Origin of the sequence: Nostoc sp. (genome assembly GCF_036916975.1) — a bacterium.
Taxonomy (GTDB): Bacteria; Cyanobacteriota; Cyanobacteriia; order Cyanobacteriales; family Nostocaceae; genus Nostoc.
In genome coordinates this window covers 18841-37717 of the sequence record NZ_JBALFF010000077.1, presented here as the reverse complement: position 1 = coordinate 37717, position 18877 = coordinate 18841, and the positions used below count along the sequence as shown (strand labels likewise).

Annotated in this window: 21 protein-coding genes and 1 pseudogene; 8 read left to right on the top strand and 14 right to left on the bottom strand. The window is 41.7% G+C overall.

Translation table 11 applies throughout. The features are described 5' to 3' along the window. Nucleotides 1-27 precede the first annotated feature (27 nt). Nucleotides 28-633: a sulfite oxidase-like oxidoreductase gene (locus V7K73_RS18570; RefSeq protein WP_334882038.1), complete on the top strand. Its 606-nt coding sequence runs from the start codon at nt 28-30 to the stop codon at nt 631-633. A 312-nt stretch (nt 634-945) separates the two neighbouring features. Here V7K73_RS18570 and V7K73_RS18565 read toward each other — a convergent pair whose 3' ends face one another. From V7K73_RS18565 to V7K73_RS18515, 11 genes are all read right to left on the bottom strand, one after another. After that, the gene (locus V7K73_RS18565) at nt 946-2328 is read right to left on the bottom strand and encodes an aldehyde dehydrogenase (RefSeq protein WP_334882037.1); all 1383 of its coding nucleotides are present in this window, start codon (nt 2326-2328) and stop codon (nt 946-948) included. A 186-nt stretch (nt 2329-2514) separates the two neighbouring features. Then, nucleotides 2515-3669 carry a hybrid sensor histidine kinase/response regulator gene (locus V7K73_RS18560; RefSeq protein ID WP_334882036.1) on the bottom strand — a complete coding sequence of 385 codons (1155 nt, stop codon included), beginning with the start codon at nt 3667-3669 and terminating at the stop codon, nt 2515-2517. 349 nt (nt 3670-4018) lie between these two features. Further along, nucleotides 4019-4390 carry a type II toxin-antitoxin system VapC family toxin gene (locus tag V7K73_RS18555; protein ID WP_334882035.1) on the bottom strand — a complete coding sequence of 124 codons (372 nt, stop codon included), beginning with the start codon at nt 4388-4390 and terminating at the stop codon, nt 4019-4021. Next, nucleotides 4390-4599 (bottom strand): hypothetical protein, encoded by a 210-nt coding sequence (locus V7K73_RS18550; RefSeq protein WP_334882034.1) that lies wholly within the window; start codon nt 4597-4599, stop codon nt 4390-4392. The genes V7K73_RS18555 and V7K73_RS18550 overlap by 1 nt, the downstream gene beginning before the upstream one ends. Nucleotides 4600-4724: 125 nt before the next feature. After that, a complete protein-coding gene (locus V7K73_RS18545) occupies nt 4725-5678 on the bottom strand; it encodes a transposase (RefSeq protein ID WP_334882033.1) in 954 nt (317 codons plus the stop codon). 3 nt (nt 5679-5681) lie between these two features. Further along, a complete protein-coding gene (gene ureC / locus V7K73_RS18540; protein ID WP_334882032.1) occupies nt 5682-7397 on the bottom strand; it encodes an urease subunit alpha in 1716 nt (571 codons plus the stop codon). Nucleotides 7398-7410: 13 nt separating this feature from the next. Next, nucleotides 7411-8079, bottom strand: coding sequence for a Coq4 family protein (locus V7K73_RS18535; RefSeq protein WP_334882031.1), 669 nt, complete (start codon nt 8077-8079; stop codon nt 7411-7413). Nucleotides 8080-8110: 31 nt separating this feature from the next. Beyond that, nucleotides 8111-8425, bottom strand: a complete 315-nt coding sequence (locus V7K73_RS18530; RefSeq protein WP_334882062.1) for an urease subunit beta — start codon at nt 8423-8425, stop codon at nt 8111-8113. Nucleotides 8426-8439: 14 nt separating this feature from the next. Continuing rightward, the gene (gene ureA, locus V7K73_RS18525; RefSeq protein WP_334882030.1) at nt 8440-8742 is read right to left on the bottom strand and encodes an urease subunit gamma; all 303 of its coding nucleotides are present in this window, start codon (nt 8740-8742) and stop codon (nt 8440-8442) included. A 40-nt stretch (nt 8743-8782) separates the two neighbouring features. Then, nucleotides 8783-9622: an urease accessory protein UreD gene (locus V7K73_RS18520; protein WP_334882029.1), complete on the bottom strand. Its 840-nt coding sequence runs from the start codon at nt 9620-9622 to the stop codon at nt 8783-8785. Between the two features lie 247 nt (nt 9623-9869). Further along, a complete protein-coding gene (locus tag V7K73_RS18515) occupies nt 9870-11171 on the bottom strand; it encodes a dihydrolipoamide acetyltransferase family protein (RefSeq protein WP_334882028.1) in 1302 nt (433 codons plus the stop codon). 595 nt (nt 11172-11766) lie between these two features. On the opposite strand from V7K73_RS18515, the gene V7K73_RS18510 reads away from it, so the two are divergent. Continuing rightward, on the top strand, nt 11767-12237 hold the full coding sequence (locus tag V7K73_RS18510) for a hypothetical protein (RefSeq protein WP_334882027.1): 471 nt from the start codon (nt 11767-11769) through the stop codon (nt 12235-12237). 165 nt (nt 12238-12402) lie between these two features. Here V7K73_RS18510 and V7K73_RS18505 read toward each other — a convergent pair whose 3' ends face one another. Further along, the gene (locus V7K73_RS18505; protein WP_012412623.1) at nt 12403-12852 is read right to left on the bottom strand and encodes a YlqD family protein; all 450 of its coding nucleotides are present in this window, start codon (nt 12850-12852) and stop codon (nt 12403-12405) included. A 42-nt stretch (nt 12853-12894) separates the two neighbouring features. Further along, the gene (locus V7K73_RS18500) at nt 12895-14874 is read right to left on the bottom strand and encodes an AMP-dependent synthetase/ligase (RefSeq protein ID WP_334882026.1); all 1980 of its coding nucleotides are present in this window, start codon (nt 14872-14874) and stop codon (nt 12895-12897) included. 229 nt (nt 14875-15103) lie between these two features. Here V7K73_RS18500 and V7K73_RS18495 point away from each other — a divergent pair, with 229 nt between their 5' ends. Continuing rightward, nucleotides 15104-15349, top strand: a complete 246-nt coding sequence (locus V7K73_RS18495) for a hypothetical protein (protein ID WP_334882025.1) — start codon at nt 15104-15106, stop codon at nt 15347-15349. A gap of 108 nt (nt 15350-15457) precedes the next feature. Here the strand turns inward: V7K73_RS18495 and V7K73_RS18490 are convergent, their stop codons facing one another. Continuing rightward, a complete protein-coding gene (locus V7K73_RS18490; RefSeq protein WP_334882024.1) occupies nt 15458-15880 on the bottom strand; it encodes a CVNH domain-containing protein in 423 nt (140 codons plus the stop codon). 477 nt (nt 15881-16357) lie between these two features. Between V7K73_RS18490 and V7K73_RS18485 the strand changes: the two are divergent. The 5 genes and pseudogenes from V7K73_RS18485 to V7K73_RS18465 form a co-directional block, all read left to right on the top strand. Further along, nucleotides 16358-16879: pseudogene (locus tag V7K73_RS18485) on the top strand (RidA family protein); the annotation flags it as partial. 12 nt (nt 16880-16891) lie between these two features. Continuing rightward, on the top strand, nt 16892-17146 hold the full coding sequence (locus V7K73_RS18480) for a hypothetical protein (RefSeq protein WP_334882023.1): 255 nt from the start codon (nt 16892-16894) through the stop codon (nt 17144-17146). Next, a complete protein-coding gene (locus tag V7K73_RS18475; protein WP_334882022.1) occupies nt 17143-17565 on the top strand; it encodes a type II toxin-antitoxin system VapC family toxin in 423 nt (140 codons plus the stop codon). Before V7K73_RS18480 ends, V7K73_RS18475 begins: the two co-directional genes overlap by 4 nt. Before the next feature lie 310 nt (nt 17566-17875). Then, a complete protein-coding gene (locus tag V7K73_RS18470) occupies nt 17876-18349 on the top strand; it encodes a hypothetical protein (protein WP_334882021.1) in 474 nt (157 codons plus the stop codon). Nucleotides 18350-18544: 195 nt separating this feature from the next. Beyond that, on the top strand, nt 18545-18838 hold the full coding sequence (locus tag V7K73_RS18465; RefSeq protein WP_334882020.1) for a hypothetical protein: 294 nt from the start codon (nt 18545-18547) through the stop codon (nt 18836-18838). The last annotated feature ends 39 nt before the right edge of the window (nt 18839-18877 follow it).

The following is an 18877-nucleotide window of genomic DNA, read 5'->3' as shown; positions in this document are numbered from 1 at the left end:
CTTGAGAAAACTTATTTTTCTCTAACTATGCTAGGAAAATATTTTCAGAAACCAGGGAAAGAAGAGAGCGATCGCGTCCCTCCTGGTCAACACTTAGCTAAAGGTTTCCCCGTATTAACTTACGGTGCAACTCCCCAAGTCATCATTGAAGAATGGGAGTTTCGAGTTTGGGGTTTGGCAAAACCTGCTACCTTTAGTTGGTCAGACTTTATGGCGCTACCTCGACACGAATTCACAGCAGACTTTCACTGTGTAACGCGCTGGTCTAAACTGGATGTCAAATGGACTGGCATTAAAGTAACAGATTTCATGGGTCTGATTGAGCTAGACCCTAAAGTAGCCCATATTATGGAACACTGCTATGGCGGCTACACTACCAATATTTCTATAGAAGATTTTATGCGCGAAGAAAACTTCTTTGCTTTTAAAGTCTTTGGTGAAGACCTTCCATCTGAACATGGTGGCCCGATGCGGCTAGTTGTTCCCCATCTCTACGCTTGGAAAAGTGCTAAGTGGATTAATGGTTTAGAATTTTTAGCTGATGAAGAACTTGGTTTTTGGGAGCGTAATGGCTACCATCGCCGTGGTGAACCTTGGGCTGAGGAGCGTTATAGTAATGCTTTTGGGTTTTAGGAGTTAGGAGTTAGGAGTTAGGAGTTAGGAGTTAGGAGTTAGGAGTTAGGAGTTAGGAGTTAGGAGTTAGGAGTTTGGAGTTTGGAGTTAGGGACTTCCAAATAAAAAAATGTTCCAAAACTGACGCAAAAACTCTCTCTATTTCTTCTCTCTGCGTTCTCTGCGCGGCAGTCGCTCATGGGGGAAACCCCCAAGACCGCGCTGCCTTGTCTCTGTGGTTCGTTTCTTGGAATAATTTATTTCTTGGAAGTCCCTTAGGAGTTAAAAATTCATAATTCATAACTTATAACTCATAACTCCTAACTTTTACTTTCAACCTAGAAGTTTCTTGATTAGAGGCAATTTGCCCTGGTATGGAGCGTATCGCCATTTTAAATCGAGCCAGAAGGAGTTTTGCAATACACTTTTGTTATGGGAAAAGGTGTCAAAACTAGCTTTACCGTGATAGTTGCCAATACCGCTATCTCCCACGCCACCAAATGGTAAAGAAGAGACACCAACTTGCATCACTGTGTCGTTAATACAAACTCCGCCAGAGGAAGTTTCCTGCAAAACTCGATTTTGTAGGTTTTTGTTTTGAGAAAATAAGTATAACGCTAAGGGTTTAGGTCTAGAGTTAATCAAGGCGATCGCTTCTGCAATGTCAGTATATTCAATGATGGGTAGAATCGGGCCAAAAATTTCTTCCTGCATTACAGAATCTTCTAAGGAGACATTATCAACCACCGTGGGGGCGATATAACGCTCTGAAGGTTGATTTTCCCCACCGATGATAACTTTACCATCTTTGAGAAAGTTAACCAACCTATCAAAGTGTTTTTGACTGATAATTCTGGCATAATCAGGACTGTTTACAGGATTATCGCCATAAAATTCTTTTACGCATTTTCCCAGCCCATCTATTAAATCTTTTTTGATTTTTTTATTAACTAAAAGATAGTCAGGGGCGATACAAGTTTGTCCAGCATTAATAAATTTGCCCCAAGTAATTCGTCTGATAGTCTGTTCAAGATTAATGTCACTATCTACGATACAAGGACTTTTGCCACCCAATTCTAAAGTAACTGGTGTGAGATATTTTGCTGCTGCTGCCATAATAATTTTGCCGACAGATGTACCACCAGTAAAAAAGATATGGTCAAACTTTTCTGCCAATAGTTTTTGACTTGCTTCCACGCCTCCTTCAACTACTGCAATATAAGCAGGGTCAAAATGTTTGGCAATCATCTTAGCAATGACATCAGAGGTATGAGAAGCAATTTCTGAAGGTTTGATAATTGCACAATTCCCGGCTGCGATCGCACCTACTAACGGTGAGATAATTAACTGAAATGGATAGTTCCAAGGCCCAATAATTAAGACAACTCCCAACGGTTCTGGATAAATTCTCGCCGAGTAGGAAAAAAAATCTAACGAAACTGCTGCTTTTTTTGGCTTAGTCCAGTTTTGAAGATGTTTTATAGCGTAATCAATTTCCTTAATTACGCCGATTTCTGTAAGATAAGTCTCCAGTTCTGGTTTATGTAAATCTGCTTGTAATGCCTCTACTATTGACTGTTCATGCTCAATAATTGCTTGCTTGAGATTTTTCAGCTGCTCAATGCGAAAAGTGACATCTTTACTTTTGCCACTATTAAAAAAATTACGCTGATTTTGGATAATATTGCCAACGTTAGATAATTCAGTGGTAATCATTGTTTTGTACCCTAAAAAACTATTGATTTAATCTTAGCGTTGCTATGTGAGTATATTTGATTCGTTATTTTTTAGTATTTGACTTTCTCGCTAAAACATTTATTTTAACATTTGGCTAGAGAGTCATTAAGTTATAAATTATGAATTAAAAGGGTAAACTATTGGATAATTCATAATTTATAATGGCTAATTTTCTGATTTTTTAGTAGGTAGAAGGACAATAAATACACTACCTTTGCCCAACTCAGAATTTAGCAAAATAATGCCTTGATGCGCCTCGACAATCCGGCGAGCAAGGTAGAGTCCTAAGCCACTACCAGAACTCTTGTGGCTACCTTGGCGAAATCGTTCAAATATGGTGGCTTGTTCTTCAGGGAGAATACCTGGGCCTGTATCCGCTATTTCAATTCTAATGTAGTCAACAGAATTGGATATCTCAGAGAACTGAGATTGACTACTTTTATCAAACTCGCGTTGAGAAGTAAAATGAATAGTCACAGACCCAGAATTAGTAAATTTAATCGCATTGCCTATAAGATTGGTGAATAGACGATGCAATTCTAAACGATCGCCCAGTACTGTTTTTGTGCTTGACTCCTCAGTAAAGTCTAAATTTAGGGACAGGGCTTTGTCTTGAGCTAGAGGTGCTAATTCTCCAGTCATCTCCTCTAGCAATTGGCCCAGATTAACTGGTTGAAATGCCAAAGTTTTGCGACCTGCTTCAAAGCGATAAACTTCTAATAAGGTATTGACCATAGAAAGCAGGTTGATGTTGCTACGCGCCATGATGGCGATTACTTCCTGCATTTGCGCTGATAATGTTCCCAACGCTCCTTGCTGAAATAGCATTAACATGCGATCGGCGGCTACCAAGGGAGTGCGTAAATCGTGGGTGAGGCGGGAGACAAAATCTTCTCGCTGACGGGCAATTTCATCACGTTCATCCATACTATGCTTCAAACGTAGGAGCGATCGCACTCTTGCCAGCAATTCATCTACTGTTACAGGTTTACGGATAAAATCATCAGCACCCAAGTCTAATCCGTGGGCAACATTGGGCGTATCGTGGGCAGTTATCAGCAATATGGGGATATATTGTGGCAATTTCATATCACCGCGAATGTGCTTGGTGACTTCGTACCCATCCATATCTGGCATCATTAAATCCAGCAGAACCAAGTCACAAGGAGAAGCTTTCAATTCTTGCAAGGCGGAAATCCCATTTTCTGCGGTGCTAATGGTGTAACCTTGTTCCTCTAAAATAGTTTTGATCAAAAACACGTTATCAGGAGAGTCATCAACAACCAGAATTTTGTCAGAGCCAGAAGATTGTGAAGTCATTATAGATGCATATAGTTTTCTTAGATATTAACGTTAGATATACTTTCTCTAAAAGGTTGTTTGAAAAATCTAATTTATTACTCGCTGGGTGACTAAGTAGGTAGGCAAGATAAAACCAAACTATGTAACGAAAAGTAAAATCTCTGTATTTGGCTCGTAGTTGCGCTTTAGCGCATCTTTATCCGGATGCGCTAAAGCGCAACTACGAACCAGTGATGATTATTTGCGCCCACTTACTTAGAAGTGTTGGGAATTAGTTAGAGCTTGTACTGTGGCGATCGCTACCCCAGAAGGTTACATCCAAGGCACGGACTTTTTTATCTAGCCTCAAAACAAGCGATCGCTCCAATTACACAATTTGCACTGACTGAGTGTTAATTTCTGTTAAATTAGCCAATCTTACATCATTTGTAAATAACATTGCATTTAAATATTTTGCAGTTGCTACAATTATTGCGTCAGGAAGCCTAAGTCTATATTGTTTGCGAAATGCAATTGTTAAATTCTTAATATTATTATCAATACCAACAACCGTAATTTTATTTAAAAAATCAATAATTTGTGTTTCTTCTTCTAGACTTATACTCGGATAAGAGAGCAATTCAATTTCAGTAATCACTGAAATAAAATATTGTCCTGATGGTAGTGGGTTTACCAAACGACCACCCAAAAAATACAAGACTATATTTGTATCTAACAAAAATAAAGGTTGTGTCAACACTACTCATCCCTAGTTTGCTGCTGATATTCCAAAGGGTCTTGAGTTAGTTGAATTACACCTGCGTACTGGTTTAAATTAAAGTCTTGTTTTTGTTGTGATTGATGAACTTCTAATATCTTCTCAATTTGCTGCCAGTCCTGATAATCAATCAACACTGCTACTGGATGCATGGCTTCATCAGTCACAATTTTTTTCTTAAAAGGTAGCATAATTTTCTATATCAGATACAAAGTTTTACTATTTGATTGTAACTCCAAGACAGAAAATCAATGAGGGCAACTTTACTCTCATCTTTAAGAGAAATATCTGACAAAAAGCCGCTCGATATCTACGCTCATTCTCCAGAGGTGAGATTATCTAAAACTTGCTGAAATTCTGCTGTGGAAGGAATTGCGATCGCACTTTTATGAAGCATTTTGAGTACAGATGGTTCTTCTATCCTATTGATAACTTCGACAATGGAGCTTGGCACTTCTCCAAATCGCGTTTCTAGGACTGTAATAATGCTTTCTCTCGCATTTTCGACAATTCCTTCTTCTTTTGCTAGCCTTTCAATACTAGTTACGTACCGCATTCTATCTGCCTCCTCGTAACTTCTTACTTCCGTTTTAAAACTAAGTGCCAACTCTTTTGGCAAAACCATTATCCAGTCGATAAACCGAAATAGTTCCCGAATATCTTCCCGGCTATATCCCCGTTCATACAGCCGTCTGACTAGGCTTAGTTTCCACTGTAGCCGATTTTGTGGGTTTCGTTGCGTTGCCTTGGTCTTGAGATGCGCCATCACAATTACACCAAAGGGGTTGGTTGTTTGCTCTAAGGTTTCCCACCCTTGCTCATAGTCCAACAGTTTCGCCACAGGAAACTCTAAACTGACGCGACATCCGCCCAGCTGATAGCTGTAGCTCTTAGGTCGCCAATTCACTTGTTCATCTGCTAAAACTGCTAAACTAATGACTCGCTTTTTATGGCGGTCAAACAAGCGGTAATTATATGTGTACATCCGTTCGGCAAATTGGCTGTCATATTGCCCTTGAACTTCCACATGAACCAATACCCAAGCTTCTTCTCCATCCAGTAGCCAAACTTTTGCAACTTTATCGACCAAACGCCGCCCAATTTCTGCATCCGGTTCTAGCTGTTGCAGTTCTGTGTCCAGAAATTCATAAGGTCGCGTCCAGTCGATTTCGGCATAAGCTTGGGTGAAAAAGAATTCCAAAAAGCGGGGAAAATATAGCTCAATAACTTCTTTCCAAGGACTATCATAATCAGTAAGTTGCTCAGTCATAAATTAAAACAAAAAGTACCTCTGTGCCATTGGTAAAACTGTTGCAGGTTCACAAATCAGCAACTCACCATCAGCCCTGACTTGGTATGTTTCTGGATCTACTTCAATGTGGGGTAATGCATCATTCAGCTTCATATCCCCCTTACTCAATTGGCGTGTTCCAGAAACTGCAACTGCTGCTTTTTGTAAACCTAGCTGGCTAGGAATTTCATTCTCTAAAGCTGCTTGCGAAACAAAAGTTAATGATGTAGCATGACGCGCCCCGGCAAAACTACCAAACATCGATCGCATATACACTGGTTGCGGTGTGGGAATACTGGCGTTAGCATCGCCCATTTGCGCCCATGCAATCATTCCGCCTTTAATGACTATCTCTGGTTTCACGCCGAAAAATGCCGATCGCCACAAACATAAATCTGCTAATTTCCCCTCTTCCACCGAACCGACATAATCAGCAATTCCGTGAGCGATCGCTGGGTTAATAGTATACTTAGCAACATATCTTTTTGCCCTAAAATTGTCTGCTTTTTGCTCAGTTCCTTGTGGATTAAGACTTCCCCGTTGTACCTTCATTTTGTGAGATGTCTGCCAGGTGCGGATTATCACTTCGCCTACCCTTCCCATTGCCTGAGAATCGGAAGAAATCATACTAAATGCGCCTAAGTCGTGCAAAATGTCCTCGGCGGCAATGGTTTCTCGGCGGATGCGAGATTCGGCAAAAGCGACATCTTCAGCGATCGCAGGGTCGAGGTGATGGCATACCATCAACATATCCAGGTGTTCGTCTAAGGTATTGACGGTGTAAGGACGTGTGGGGTTGGTGGAAGATGGTAGAACATTAGCTTGGCTGCAAACTTTGATAATATCTGGTGCGTGTCCACCCCCTGCGCCTTCGGTGTGGTAGGTGTGGATGGTACGATTCTTGAAAGCGGCGATCGTATCTTCGACAAATCCGGCTTCATTCAGAGTATCAGTATGAATCGCTACTTGGACATCATATTCATCGGCAACACTAAGACAGGTATCAATTGCTGCGGGTGTGGTTCCCCAGTCTTCATGTAGTTTTAACCCCATTGCACCGGCGGCTACTTGTTCTACAAGTCCTTGGGGTTGACTGGCGTTACCTTTGCCCAAAAATCCTAAGTTGACGGGAAAAGCATCAGCCGCTTGCAGCATTCGGTAAATATTCCAAGGTCCGGGGGTGCAGGTAGTGGCATTTGTACCCGTAGCTGGGCCAGTACCGCCGCCGATCATGGTCGTAATGCCGGAGGCGATCGCTACTTCAATTTGTTGGGGACAAATAAAATGAATATGGGCATCGATACCGCCAGCAGTGAGAATCATTCCTTCACCAGCTAAGGCTTCGGTTCCCGGACCGATAATGATATCTATATTGTCTTGAATATAAGGATTTCCAGCTTTACCAATTTTGAAAATCTTGCCATCTTTAATGCCGATATCTGCTTTGACAATACCCCACCAATCGAGAATTAAGGCATTAGTAATTACTAAATCTACAGCACCATCGGCGTTAGAAATTGGGGATTGTCCCATACCGTCGCGGATGACTTTACCGCCGCCAAATTTCACTTCATCGCCGTAAGTGGTGAAATCTTGTTCAACTTCAATAAATAATTCTGTATCTGCAAGTCGGATGCGATCGCCTACTGTTGGCCCATAGGTTTCGGCGTAGGCGCGGCGATCCATTCTGTAATTCATTATCTCATTCCTTTTAATTTAAAATATCTGAATCAATTCCTAATTCAGTTCTCCATTCTAATAAAGGTTTATCCCAATGTTCTTCCCACTTTTGCGCTAATAATGGTTTTGCTTTTGAACCCATTGCGTAACCGACAGCTATCTGTTCTAATAAATTAGGGAGAACATCTGGCGCTTTCACGAGGATGGATAATAACCCGCCTCCTACTAAGAAAACAGCTAAATTTCTCCGGGTTTGGGCTAATTCAAAAGCCTTAAGACCTAGTTCTCCCAGTCCATCAGTTTTAAAACCTGTAACTACATGCCAAATATCATGAGTCTGACGGCTGCGTAACAGCACATAACTCACATCGTCTTCTACTTGCATTTGACGATAAAAACCGGGGTCAAAACCAGATTTTTTAATATAAGATGCGTAGGCATATCCTAATGAGTCTTCAGGATATTGCAGTAATACTTCGATATTAGGATATGGTGCAATATAACGTTCTTGAATCAACAGTGATACTTGCGGTTGACTTTTTAACCACTCAACAGCTAATAAGGTTGCCTGACTGTAACGCAACTCATCTTCCAGATTATAAATATAGTCTAGATTAGTTGGTTCTCTAAACAGACACACCATTGATTTCAATATAGTTTTAAAATCACGGCTGATACGTCGCTGTTCTGCTGTTAACATATAAAATCCTCAATGAATGTCTGAGTCTATTTTAGATTCGTGGCAAGTTTCCGTTAATTTTGGCGTTGAAGCCGTAGATTTGGCGAGTACCAACGAGGGGGATTAGAGTTATTTGTTTTTCGTCGCCTGGTTCAAAACGAACTGCGGTTCCAGCGGGGATATCGAGGCGCATTCCTCGCGCTTGTTCTCTGTCAAAGTTTAAGGCTGTGTTAACTTCATAAAAATGATAATGGGAACCAATTTGTATGGGGCGATCGCCTGTATTTGACACTTGCAATTTTATAGTAGGACGACCAACATTTAGTTCAATTTCACCTGCTGGTGTAATAATTTCTCCAGGTATCATCATAAATTCCCAAATTAACGAATTGGATTATGTACTGTCACTAACTTTGTGCCATCAAGAAAGGTAGCTTCAACCTGCACTTCATGCACCATTTCTGATATCCCTTCCATGACATCATTTCGCGTTAATAAAGTTGTACCATAACTCATTAATTCAGCTACAGTTTGCCCATCTCTTGCACCTTCTAAAATGGCAGCAGAAATATAAGCGATCGCTTCGGGATAATTCAGTTTTAAACCCCTTCCTTTACGTCTTTCTGCTAATAAAGCAGCAGTAAAAATTAATAGCTTATCTTTTTCCTGCGGCGTAAGTTGCATTTCTATCTCCTCTGTGTTCTCTGCGCCTGGAGCGGTTCGTTCAAACCTGCCACACTCTTGGTATACAATTACCACGATTCAAAAAAGAAACTCGCAGCAATTGCCAAACATTAATAAACCAGTTTCTCACCTCAGATGTAGAAGTACCGCGATATCGACACAATAACCCATGTTGTAACCTCGTAACACCCGCTTCTCCTTCCCCATCCCATAAATTTCGCGTTTTTTCGACAATTTCTCCTGAAACTGCACCACCAACCCAAATTAAACTACCTACTATTGGTTTTCCAGCCAAACCGTGTGAACTGTGAAAAGTTTCTTCGCTACCCGGTAAGTATTGGCGATCAATCCATAAAGGAACATTTTGTTGCCAAATTTCGGTGTGCGATCGCCATTCTCCAAGGTAAAATTTTTCTCCTCTAGCAGTGCGACCAAATCGGGTAATTTCCCAACCTAACCAACTGCCCCCGGTTGCTAATTCTACCCGTAAATCTTGCCGATAAATCGCCCCGTTAAATAAAATTGTCTCTTGCGGTAGCCATTCTAAACAAGCACCAGCATCAACTTGCATCTGGATGGTTTGCGTAGCTTGTAAGCCATTGCTGCGGTATATCTTGCTTGCAGCAGCCGTGGTGATTAAGGCTTGGGCTTGGGCTTGGAGGTGGATATTGGAGGATAAGCGATCGCCTCCCACAACTCCCCCAGCCGTGTGTAAAATAACGCTATGACAAACCTTTTGCCCTTCTGGATAAAAAGGGCGTTGTACCTTTAGGGGGGCTTGTTGGTGATTGTAAATTAACTGAGTTGCACCCTGGCGATCGGCATAAACTAAATTAAGTTTGCCATGCCAACCTTCTGCTATTTGCGGATTGCAGGTCATTTATAAATTCAATTAGCTTAATAAATAACTGTTTATCAGGAATCCTACTAAATTCTTCTTTTCAAACTGGCGATCGCCTTGGATTTAAGCATTGGTTTTGGTGTGAGTACAACCCATAAAACTAATTCGCAATTCGCAATTCGCAATAAAAAATTTAAATTTAGGCATTATTTATTGTTAGCGCTACTCTACGAAAAACTGCTATTCGCTGATAGCGCTAACTTTTAAATTTGGTGTCTTTTCAAAATTACATTGTCAAAGATTGAGGATTCGTCTCAATCAATTTCGCTAAATCTTGCAAGAACGCCGCAGCATGAGCACCGTAAATAATCCGGTGGTCAGAAGTAATATTTACTTGCATTTGTTGCCGCACGGCAAATAAACCATCGGGTGTTGCTACTACTTGCGGACGAGATGCCCCGATCGCTAAAATTGAACCTTGTCCAGGCGGTAAAATCGCATCAAATTTATCTACGCCAAACATCCCCAAATTCGATAGGGTAAAAGTACCACTGTTGTATTCTTGGGGCTGTAGTTGTTTTGCTCTGGCACGTTCTACCAAAGATTTCCAAGTCCGCGATAGAGAATAAATATCTACTGCGTCTGCATTTTGCAGCACAGGTGTAATCAATCCGCCATCATCCATCGCCACAGCTACAGAGATGTTGATATCAGAATGATAAACAATACCCTGGTCTGAGTAACTAGCATTTAACAATGGGTGTTTTTGCAACGTCACGGCTACAGCTTTCGCCAGTAGCGTTGTCATGGTTACACCTTTGGATTTAATTTGTTTATAAAGTTTGTCTAACCCATCAGTGGTAATTGTATAACCGACACGGAAGACAGGCACGGATATGGTAGCTACCATGTTCCGCACTACGGCATTTTGGAAGGTAGTTAGAGGCACGATTTGACCAGGAACAGCCGCTACTGCTGGCGTGGGTGCAGGTGTGCGACGTGCTGGGGGTGCAACTGGGGCGCTGGTTGGTACAGGCGCTGGTGGGGCAGATGGGGCGCTGGTTGGTTGTTTGCCCTTATTGGACAATGCTTCTACATCTTCGGCGACAATGCGACCGTGGGGGCCACTACCTTGGAGTGTAGTTAAATCAACTTTAAGTTCTTTGGCTAACTTGCGGGCCCGGGGTGAAGCTACAAGCCTTCCTTCTTTGTGGTTAGACCCGTTTTGAGATGCTAAGGCAGGTGTGGCGGCTGAAGCTGTGGCGGGGACTGGTTCAGGGGAAGCGGTAGTAGTAGCAGCCGCGCCGGAGGAATTGGCAAGAGATTTGGCCTGTTCAATTTCAGCTTCCGTTTCGGCGATGAAGGCGATCGCAGATCCTACAGGCGCAGTTTCACCAGCTTCAACTATGATATGAGCAAGAAAGCCTTCATAAAAGGTTTCTACATCCATATCTGCCTTATCTGACTCTACAACCACCACTGTTTCGCCTTTTTCCACTTTGTCCCCTGGCGATTTTACCCAGGAAACGATTTTGCCTTCGGTCATGGTAGAACTCAGCGCCGGCATAAATACTTCGTGAATGCTCATAGGGTGGTTTGGAAATCAATGGTTTATGGAGTTTAACAGTTTTTATCAGATCGAATTGTATCTTGGTGGGAGAGTTTTGGACTGGAGATTTTATATTTTAGGTTCGGGATTGGGGATTGGGGACTTGTACTGAGCGAACGCGAGTGCGTCTTGTAAAGAAGCCGAAGTATTGGAAATGCGGCATGAGGAAGCTGTGGGGCGAGTTCCAAACTCCAAACTCCAAACTCCAAACTCCAAACTCCAAACTCCTAACTCCAAACTCCTAACTCCAAACTCCTAACTCCAAACTCCTAACTCCAAACTCCTAACTCCTAACTCCTAACTCCTAACTCCTAACTCCAGGAACCTAAATATAACTTAGAGGTCTATAATACAGAGCTATCCTCAATGGTTAACCAATATCTCGATCTGGTTTTAGTGGTTGACTTTGAACAACCATCATGAGTTTCTTAAGGATTAAATGGGATTGCTATTTATATTCCTCATAACCACTGCTTAAAATACAGGAGCTTCTCACAGGTAGAGGATATGGGATACAGTTCAATCTAGAATTCAAAATTGGTCATAAACCTATTTGAAATTCCTGTTTACTTTTATGTCGGCAAAGTTGAAAATCTTTTTGATTGTGATACTAAGTATCTTTGCGACTGCTGGCGCTGGAGTTTATATCATCCGGGGCCAGCCATCTGCACCGATTGTTGAGACTACTGATGCACAAACCCAGCAAGTCGCAGCAATACATCAGTCTCAAGAGGTTGTGGCATACCCAGAGCGTTCCGATTATAAAACTATACCTCTAGAAAAGCTCAACTCATCTCTCCAAGGTAGCGATCCTGCTACCCTCGCCCTGAATGCCTTTGATGACATAGGATCAGTAGGAGGAACGCGAAAGGTAGAGGTAGCTTATCCACAACGAAATCAAGCCTTTGTGACGATTACGCAAATCAAAGGGGGTGATGATTCAGTTGGTATAAAATATCGAGTTGAGATGAATACTTTCGGGCGATCGCTTTTTATTAGCTCACCTCCAGTCTGGCAAATTGTTTGGGCTGGAGTCAGGAGTTAGTTAGGAGTGAGGAGTGAGGAGTGAGGAGTGAGAAGTGAGGAGTGAGGAGTTAGGAATTTAAACTCATAATTGATAACTCATAACTCATAACTCATAACTCATAACTCATAACTCATAACTCATAACTCATAACTCATAACTCCTAACTCATAACTCCTAACTTTATTAAATGTCGCCGCGAATTTCTTCTACAACGCCATCGCGCAGAACAATTTCTACCTGCATTTTGCTAATCAGGTTATCACCGATCTCTACCCGGAAAAAGCCTTCCATTTGGAATTGGTTGACTTCCTGATCTTGCTGAAGAAACTGCACTTGCTGGAGGTTTTGCAGCAATTGATTTTTCTGCTCTAGAAATTCACTTTTCTTTTGATTGACTTGGAGTTGGATATTGTCAATTTGTTGAAGAGTCTGGGGGCCTGGTGGTTGCAGACTCTGCTTTTGAATTGCCGCGATCGCTCTTTGTCCTTCTACGTCTAGCTGTTGCAGTTGCTGATCGAGTTGATTGATTTGCGTTTGCAACTGCTGTTGTACTTCCTCTTTCCAAAGGGGAGTCACAATAACTTTGACGTTAACAACACGTTTCAGGAGCAAGTTAGATTTGGAGACATCCATAAATATTTCACGTTCACTCTTACTAGTTGGGAGGTGGAATCATCAGGCAAACATGCCGTCAATAATATCGTGATAGCGTTCCGTGACGACGTGTCGGCGAACTTTTAGTGTTTGTGTCATCAAGCCATTTTCGATGGAAAACGGTTCCAGAATCAGTTTAAACGTTCCGATGCGGTCATCCGGTCGATAACCTGGACGATTTTGCACTTCCCGATTTAATTCTTGGCGAAATAAATCCTGGATCATTCTACTCTCGAAGTCAATTTTTTGACTATCTGAAGCAGCAACCTGATCGTTGTGGGTATCCAGTGTCAAATTCTGACTTGCTGCCCACCATTTTTCTAAGGCTTCGACATTGGGGACAATTAAGGCTCCCAGGCTGCGCTGATCTTGGCCGACGAGCATAATTTGATCGATGTATGGCGATCGCAAACACACGTCTTCAATCGGCTGTGGCTCAATGTTTTCCCCATTAGTCAATACAATCGTATCTTTTGCTCTGCCAGTTAGCACCAAATCGTCTTGTGGTGTCAGCCAACCCAAATCGCCGCTATCAAACCAACCTTCAGCATCAATTGCTTTCGCTGTCGCTTCGGGATTTTGGTAATAGCCTTGCATAATCTGCGGCCCCTTCAACAATACCAAGCCTCGCTTCTCTACTGGCAAAGGCGCTTTTGTCTCAGGATCTACGATTTTAGCTTCTGTAGCGGGTAGTGGTTGCCCTGATGCACCAATCAAATTTCGCCAAGGACGCCGCACATGGGTAACAGGAGAAGTTTCTGTCAAGCCATAACCTTGCAAAATCTGCACACCAATAATTTCAAAGAAGTTATCTATGTGTCTGGGAAGCGCACCGCCGCCGCTAATCATCTGCTTAATTTCTCCTCCTGTAGCTTCTCGCACTTTGGCATAAACCAGTCGTTCTCCCAGAGCATGGAGGGGTAATAAAGCAGATGCTTGGATCTTAGCTGATAATCGTTCGGCGGCTGAAGCATGAAGATTATTTAAACTCAATCCTTGAACAACTCGCCGCGCTTTGATATATTTCTCGCTATTGCCCATTAAAAAGTTAATTAGACGTTGTTTATTTGCTGGTTGCTCACGGAACTGTTTTTGCACTCCTTCATAAATCGATTCCCACAGGCGGGGTACACCCACCATGTAGTTGGGTTTAAATTGTCTCAAATCTGCTTTTACCGAGCGCAAGTTGGTATAAACTTGCGTGCAACCTTGAGAGAGTAAATAATATTCAACACTTCGTTCGTAGCTGTGCCAGGAAGGTAGAATGCTGAGAACGATATCGCCTACATTTGGTTGCAATACTGTCCCCATAGTTATCACTTGGTGGAGCAAATTGTTATAAGACAGCATCACACCCTTGGGTTTACCTGTGGTGCCAGAGGTGTAAATTAGGGTTGCCAGAGCGTCACGATTTTGCTTGACTGGCACAAAATTATGATTTTTCCCAATTTCGATCAACTGGGTAAAGTTCAGCAACTTTAGGCTTTCATCTGTTGGTGGTGTTTCATCCGAAAGTAATATTATTACCTGAATTGGTAAATCTTTGAGACTATGTTGTAATTTTTTAAGTGTCTTTAAATCCTCAACTACTATTGCCGTACTGCCACTATTAGCAATGATAAAGAGCAGTTCTTCTTTTTCGGCTTGGGAGCTACGCACCGCATCAACGGCTCCAGCAGTCATGATGCCTTGATCGGCAATGAACCAGCGAGGACTGTTGTCAGAAATTAAGGAAATGCGATCGCCTACCTTTACTCCTAACGCCTGCAACCCAGCAGCAAATAGTTGCATTTGCTCTGCCAACTGGGTATAAGTAATCACAATTTCTGGTTTAGCGTGAGGGCTGCGGAGGGCGACAACATCACCAAATCGTCCAGCTGCTAAAGGCCAAATTTCTGGTAGCGATTCCACATTTGTGTAATCTACCAACCGCTTTAATGCCTCACGTTCTTGTTCACTGATGTTAGATAAAAAAGAAGACGTGGTTTGGGTTTTTGACATAACACCTTACCTAAATATCGTAAATGGATCGTTTTCCAGCTTATTTTGTTATTAGGCTACAATAACCGTCCTTATTATCCACATTCTCTTCTGTGTATGATAATTCCAGGAATTCCACGTTTATATTTACAAAAATTTATGTTAAAGTTAATTTACATAGACTGCAAGCAATGATTGTGTTTGCAGCTAAGAACAGCGATCGCCTACGTTTCACAGGAGATGATTACCTATGAATTTGATAGACCCTATAATGCTAACGCTGCTCAACATTGCTGCTTGCATAGCGTTACCTAAGCTTTTAGCTCTTTTTCTGGCTCAGAAAACCAAACTTACTGAAGCGTTGCCGAATGGTTCCAAATTACAAGCAGCTAAAATCAAACTTACCAGTTTTCCTTATTGTACAGCTTATGGATTGACAGGTAGCCAATTCTGTAAATTTAGTCCTAATTTCTGTCCTAATTGTTCTCCGAATTGATGGACAAATTGCCAGTAAATTATTTTAAAATTTAGGTGAGGTAGTTTATCTACTTCACCTAAATTTTGGCAACACAACCAACGTTAACGCAGGGAGCCTAATGTCTACCTATGAATAACGCAAAACTCCATTATTATTGTATATTCCCTTAATCAGAATTGATGTTGATCTATATCTGCCATCAATTCTGCGACAACTTGCCGTTAAGGTAGCTCCAGCAACATCAATATTCCGACAGGAAGCTTGATAACTACTAGCGGATCTGGGATTACTAGTATAAAGCAAAATTCCATTACCATTAAATATTCCCCGAATCAAGATTGATGTTCGGTTGTATGTGCCATTAATTCTGCGACAACTTGCCGTTAAGGTAGCTCCAGCAACATCAATATTCCGACAGGAAGCTTGATAACTACTAAGATCGGTGGGTGCTGCTTTTGCAGCATTAATAGGAATTGTAGCGATGATTGCACCACAAGCCGCAAGAGTCATTAAACGTTGTGAACAACTTAGCTTGGTGAAATAAGACATGAGTTTCCTCCTTTGAGAAATTAAGTTTTATTGCCCTTTTTTTACATGAAAAAGGACAATATAAATACTACCATCTGTGTTCAATAGGTAAGTATGAAAATTTATAACTATATCATTGTGAGTACAACGTTCGCGTAGCATCTCATCGAGAAGCAATCACAAAGACTTTGACGATTTTACATTTTGTTACACGGTGAGCTTACAAGTTTGCTGATGCTTGAAGTAAGATGCCCTAGCGCTCTTTTATATCTCTGAATAGAGAAAAATAAGATGATGAGTTTAAATCTTTTTCAAAGCCTTGCTTTATCAGCAAAATCTAATTCCTCGGCTAACTCTTTTAATATTTGATATCATGTCCGCTTGATTACTTATTAAACCCGAATCACCCCACCCCGATCGCATTTTGGGTGATTATTGGCGATATCGGCATTATGGGATACGTCCAAGGTTGGGGTAAGAGGGACGAACCGCGAAGGCTATGGTGTCAACTTTAAAGATGCAGACCTAACTGGTGCGATAATGCCAGATGGAGAGGTTTACAAACCGATCGCTTCTCAGATGGAAATCGATAAGCAAGAAACATCGTTAGAGAAAGTAATATATATGACTCGTAAAGTAATTAATACTGATAACGCACCTGCTCCAGTCGGCCCTTATAATCAAGCGATCGCAGCTTCAGGTCAATTTGTATTCATCGCTGGACAAATTGCCATCGATCCTCGCCTTGGTGATGTCGTCTACACTGAGGATGTCAAAAAGCAAACCCAGCAGGTATTAGCTAATCTTGAAGCCATCCTCACAGCAGCTGGTGCAACTTTTGAAGATGTGGTGAAGACCACTGTATTTTTAGCTGATATGAATGATTTTGCGGCGGTGAATGCCGTTTATGCTAAATATTTCCCGGAAGATACAGCCCCAGCGCGGGCTTGTGTTCAGGTATCGCGCTTACCTAAAGATGTGTTGGTAGAAATTGATGCGATCGCTGTAATTAATGGTTAGAAAAAAGTATCAATGAGCAAAATCTTAACGGTTACATTTGATGGTTCTGTTTTCCGACCAGATATCCCACTGGATTTAGAACCAAATAAGCGCTACGTAATTACTATCGTTTCTGAAGATATTAACTCATCTGAAACTAAAGCGGCTGATGTGTGGGATGTATTAGAAGATTTAACCGGGACAGTTGATGCACCCGAAGATTGGGCAAGTCAACATGACCATTATTTGTATGGCACACCAAAACGTCAGCCTGAAATTAACACATGACGGGTGAGCAAATATTTTTAGACACTGTTTTTATCCAAGCCTTACTGAATGCACGCGATCAATACCATATCAAGGCTAGAACGCTGTTACCGCTTGTCCAAAGCGCCGTGGAAGTATGGTTAACTGAAGCTGTTTTAATTGAAGTTGGTAATGCTTTGAGTGCTTTTAATCGCACAGCAGCGATCCGATTTATCCAGCAGTGCTATCAAACACCAAATATGTCTGTTGTGAGTGTAGACACAGAACTGCTCAACCGTGCTTTACAGCTCTATCAGTCCCGTTTAGACAAAACTTGGGGGCTAACTGATTGTATCTCGTTTATTGTCATGCAGGATCGGGGCTTAATCATTGCAGCAACAGCCGATCAACACTTTATCCAAGCAGGTTATCGGGCGCTTTTACTGGAAACAGAAGCTTGAGTTATCATGACTTGAAAAATTAGAACTTCAACAGCAGAGTTGGGAATTGGCAATTGCAAGTATTTTTGACCAATTATTCCTTGATGGTACAGAGCAACTAAATTCATTTATGGATAGATAAATTTTAAACTTTGCTTGGTTCAGAGCTACCGGATAAATCCGGGGGCATTAATTGCGAATTGCGTTCGCGGAGCGTGCCGGAGGCTCTATTGCGAATTGCGAATTGGTTTGACTGTTCCCCTCTGATAAATGCGATCGCTTCTACAACTTTGGGAATACTGAAATTAAGTACCCTAAAGGAGTATTAAAAATGCCCAAAAATCGCATCAGTGCCAAGCTATCCCCAGCAGACAAAGAAGCAGTCATGCAAGCGATCGCTACAATTAAAGAAAAGTTACCATTTTTGATTGATTTGACCCCTGAAGACCGACGCACGATAGTCAAGATGGGAGATAAAAGTCAGGCTTTTGTAAGCATTGCCTTAGAAGTGGCGACACAGAACCCTAACTTTTTGCCTCGTTCTTTTGATTTAGAAGAGATGCGGCGGGACTTGGAAATATATGACGACTTGTATCCGGTGCTGTTATCTCTAACCCAACTGCAAGAACTGGTAGATGATACGTGTATAGCGGCTGGTAGTGAAGCTTATGCAGCAGCATTGGCAATTTATAGCTATGCCAAAGCTAGCGGTGATGTTACAGGTTTAGATGCAGTAATTGATGAGATGGGACGCAGGTTTAGCCGCCGTTCCAAAAAAAAGAAACCCGAAGCCGCAGCCAGCTAAAGCATAAAATAGCCGATGCCTGCGGCGGGCTGCGCCTACGCAGCAGTTATTAATTCTGTACAATACAGCTTCTTTCTAGGGGTATAACAATGTTATGCCCCTTTTACGTTTTGTATCCCAAAATTCTTGTAACCTGCGGAGGCAGGTTTTGTTTGTGTAGCCGCGATTTCTAATCGCTAAGGCATTTTTGAGCCTTTGAGCCTGAACGTTAAGCCTTTGAACCTCAACGTTGAGCCTTTGAGCCTGAACGTTAAGCCTTTTATCCTCAGCATTGAGCCTTTGAGCCTGAACGTTAAGCCTTTTATCTTCAGCGTTGAGCCTTTGAGCCTGAACGTTAAGCCTTTGAGCTTGAAAGTTGAGCCTTTGAACCTCAACGTTGAGCTTTTGAACCTCAGCATTGAGCCTTTGAGCCTGAAATTAGAAGTTTATCTAAATAAATTATTAAATTTACTACTGGTTTTCAAGAAAAATCTAATAAAACCTTGTTGAAATATATTAACTCAGTACATCTACCAGCGTCATACAACA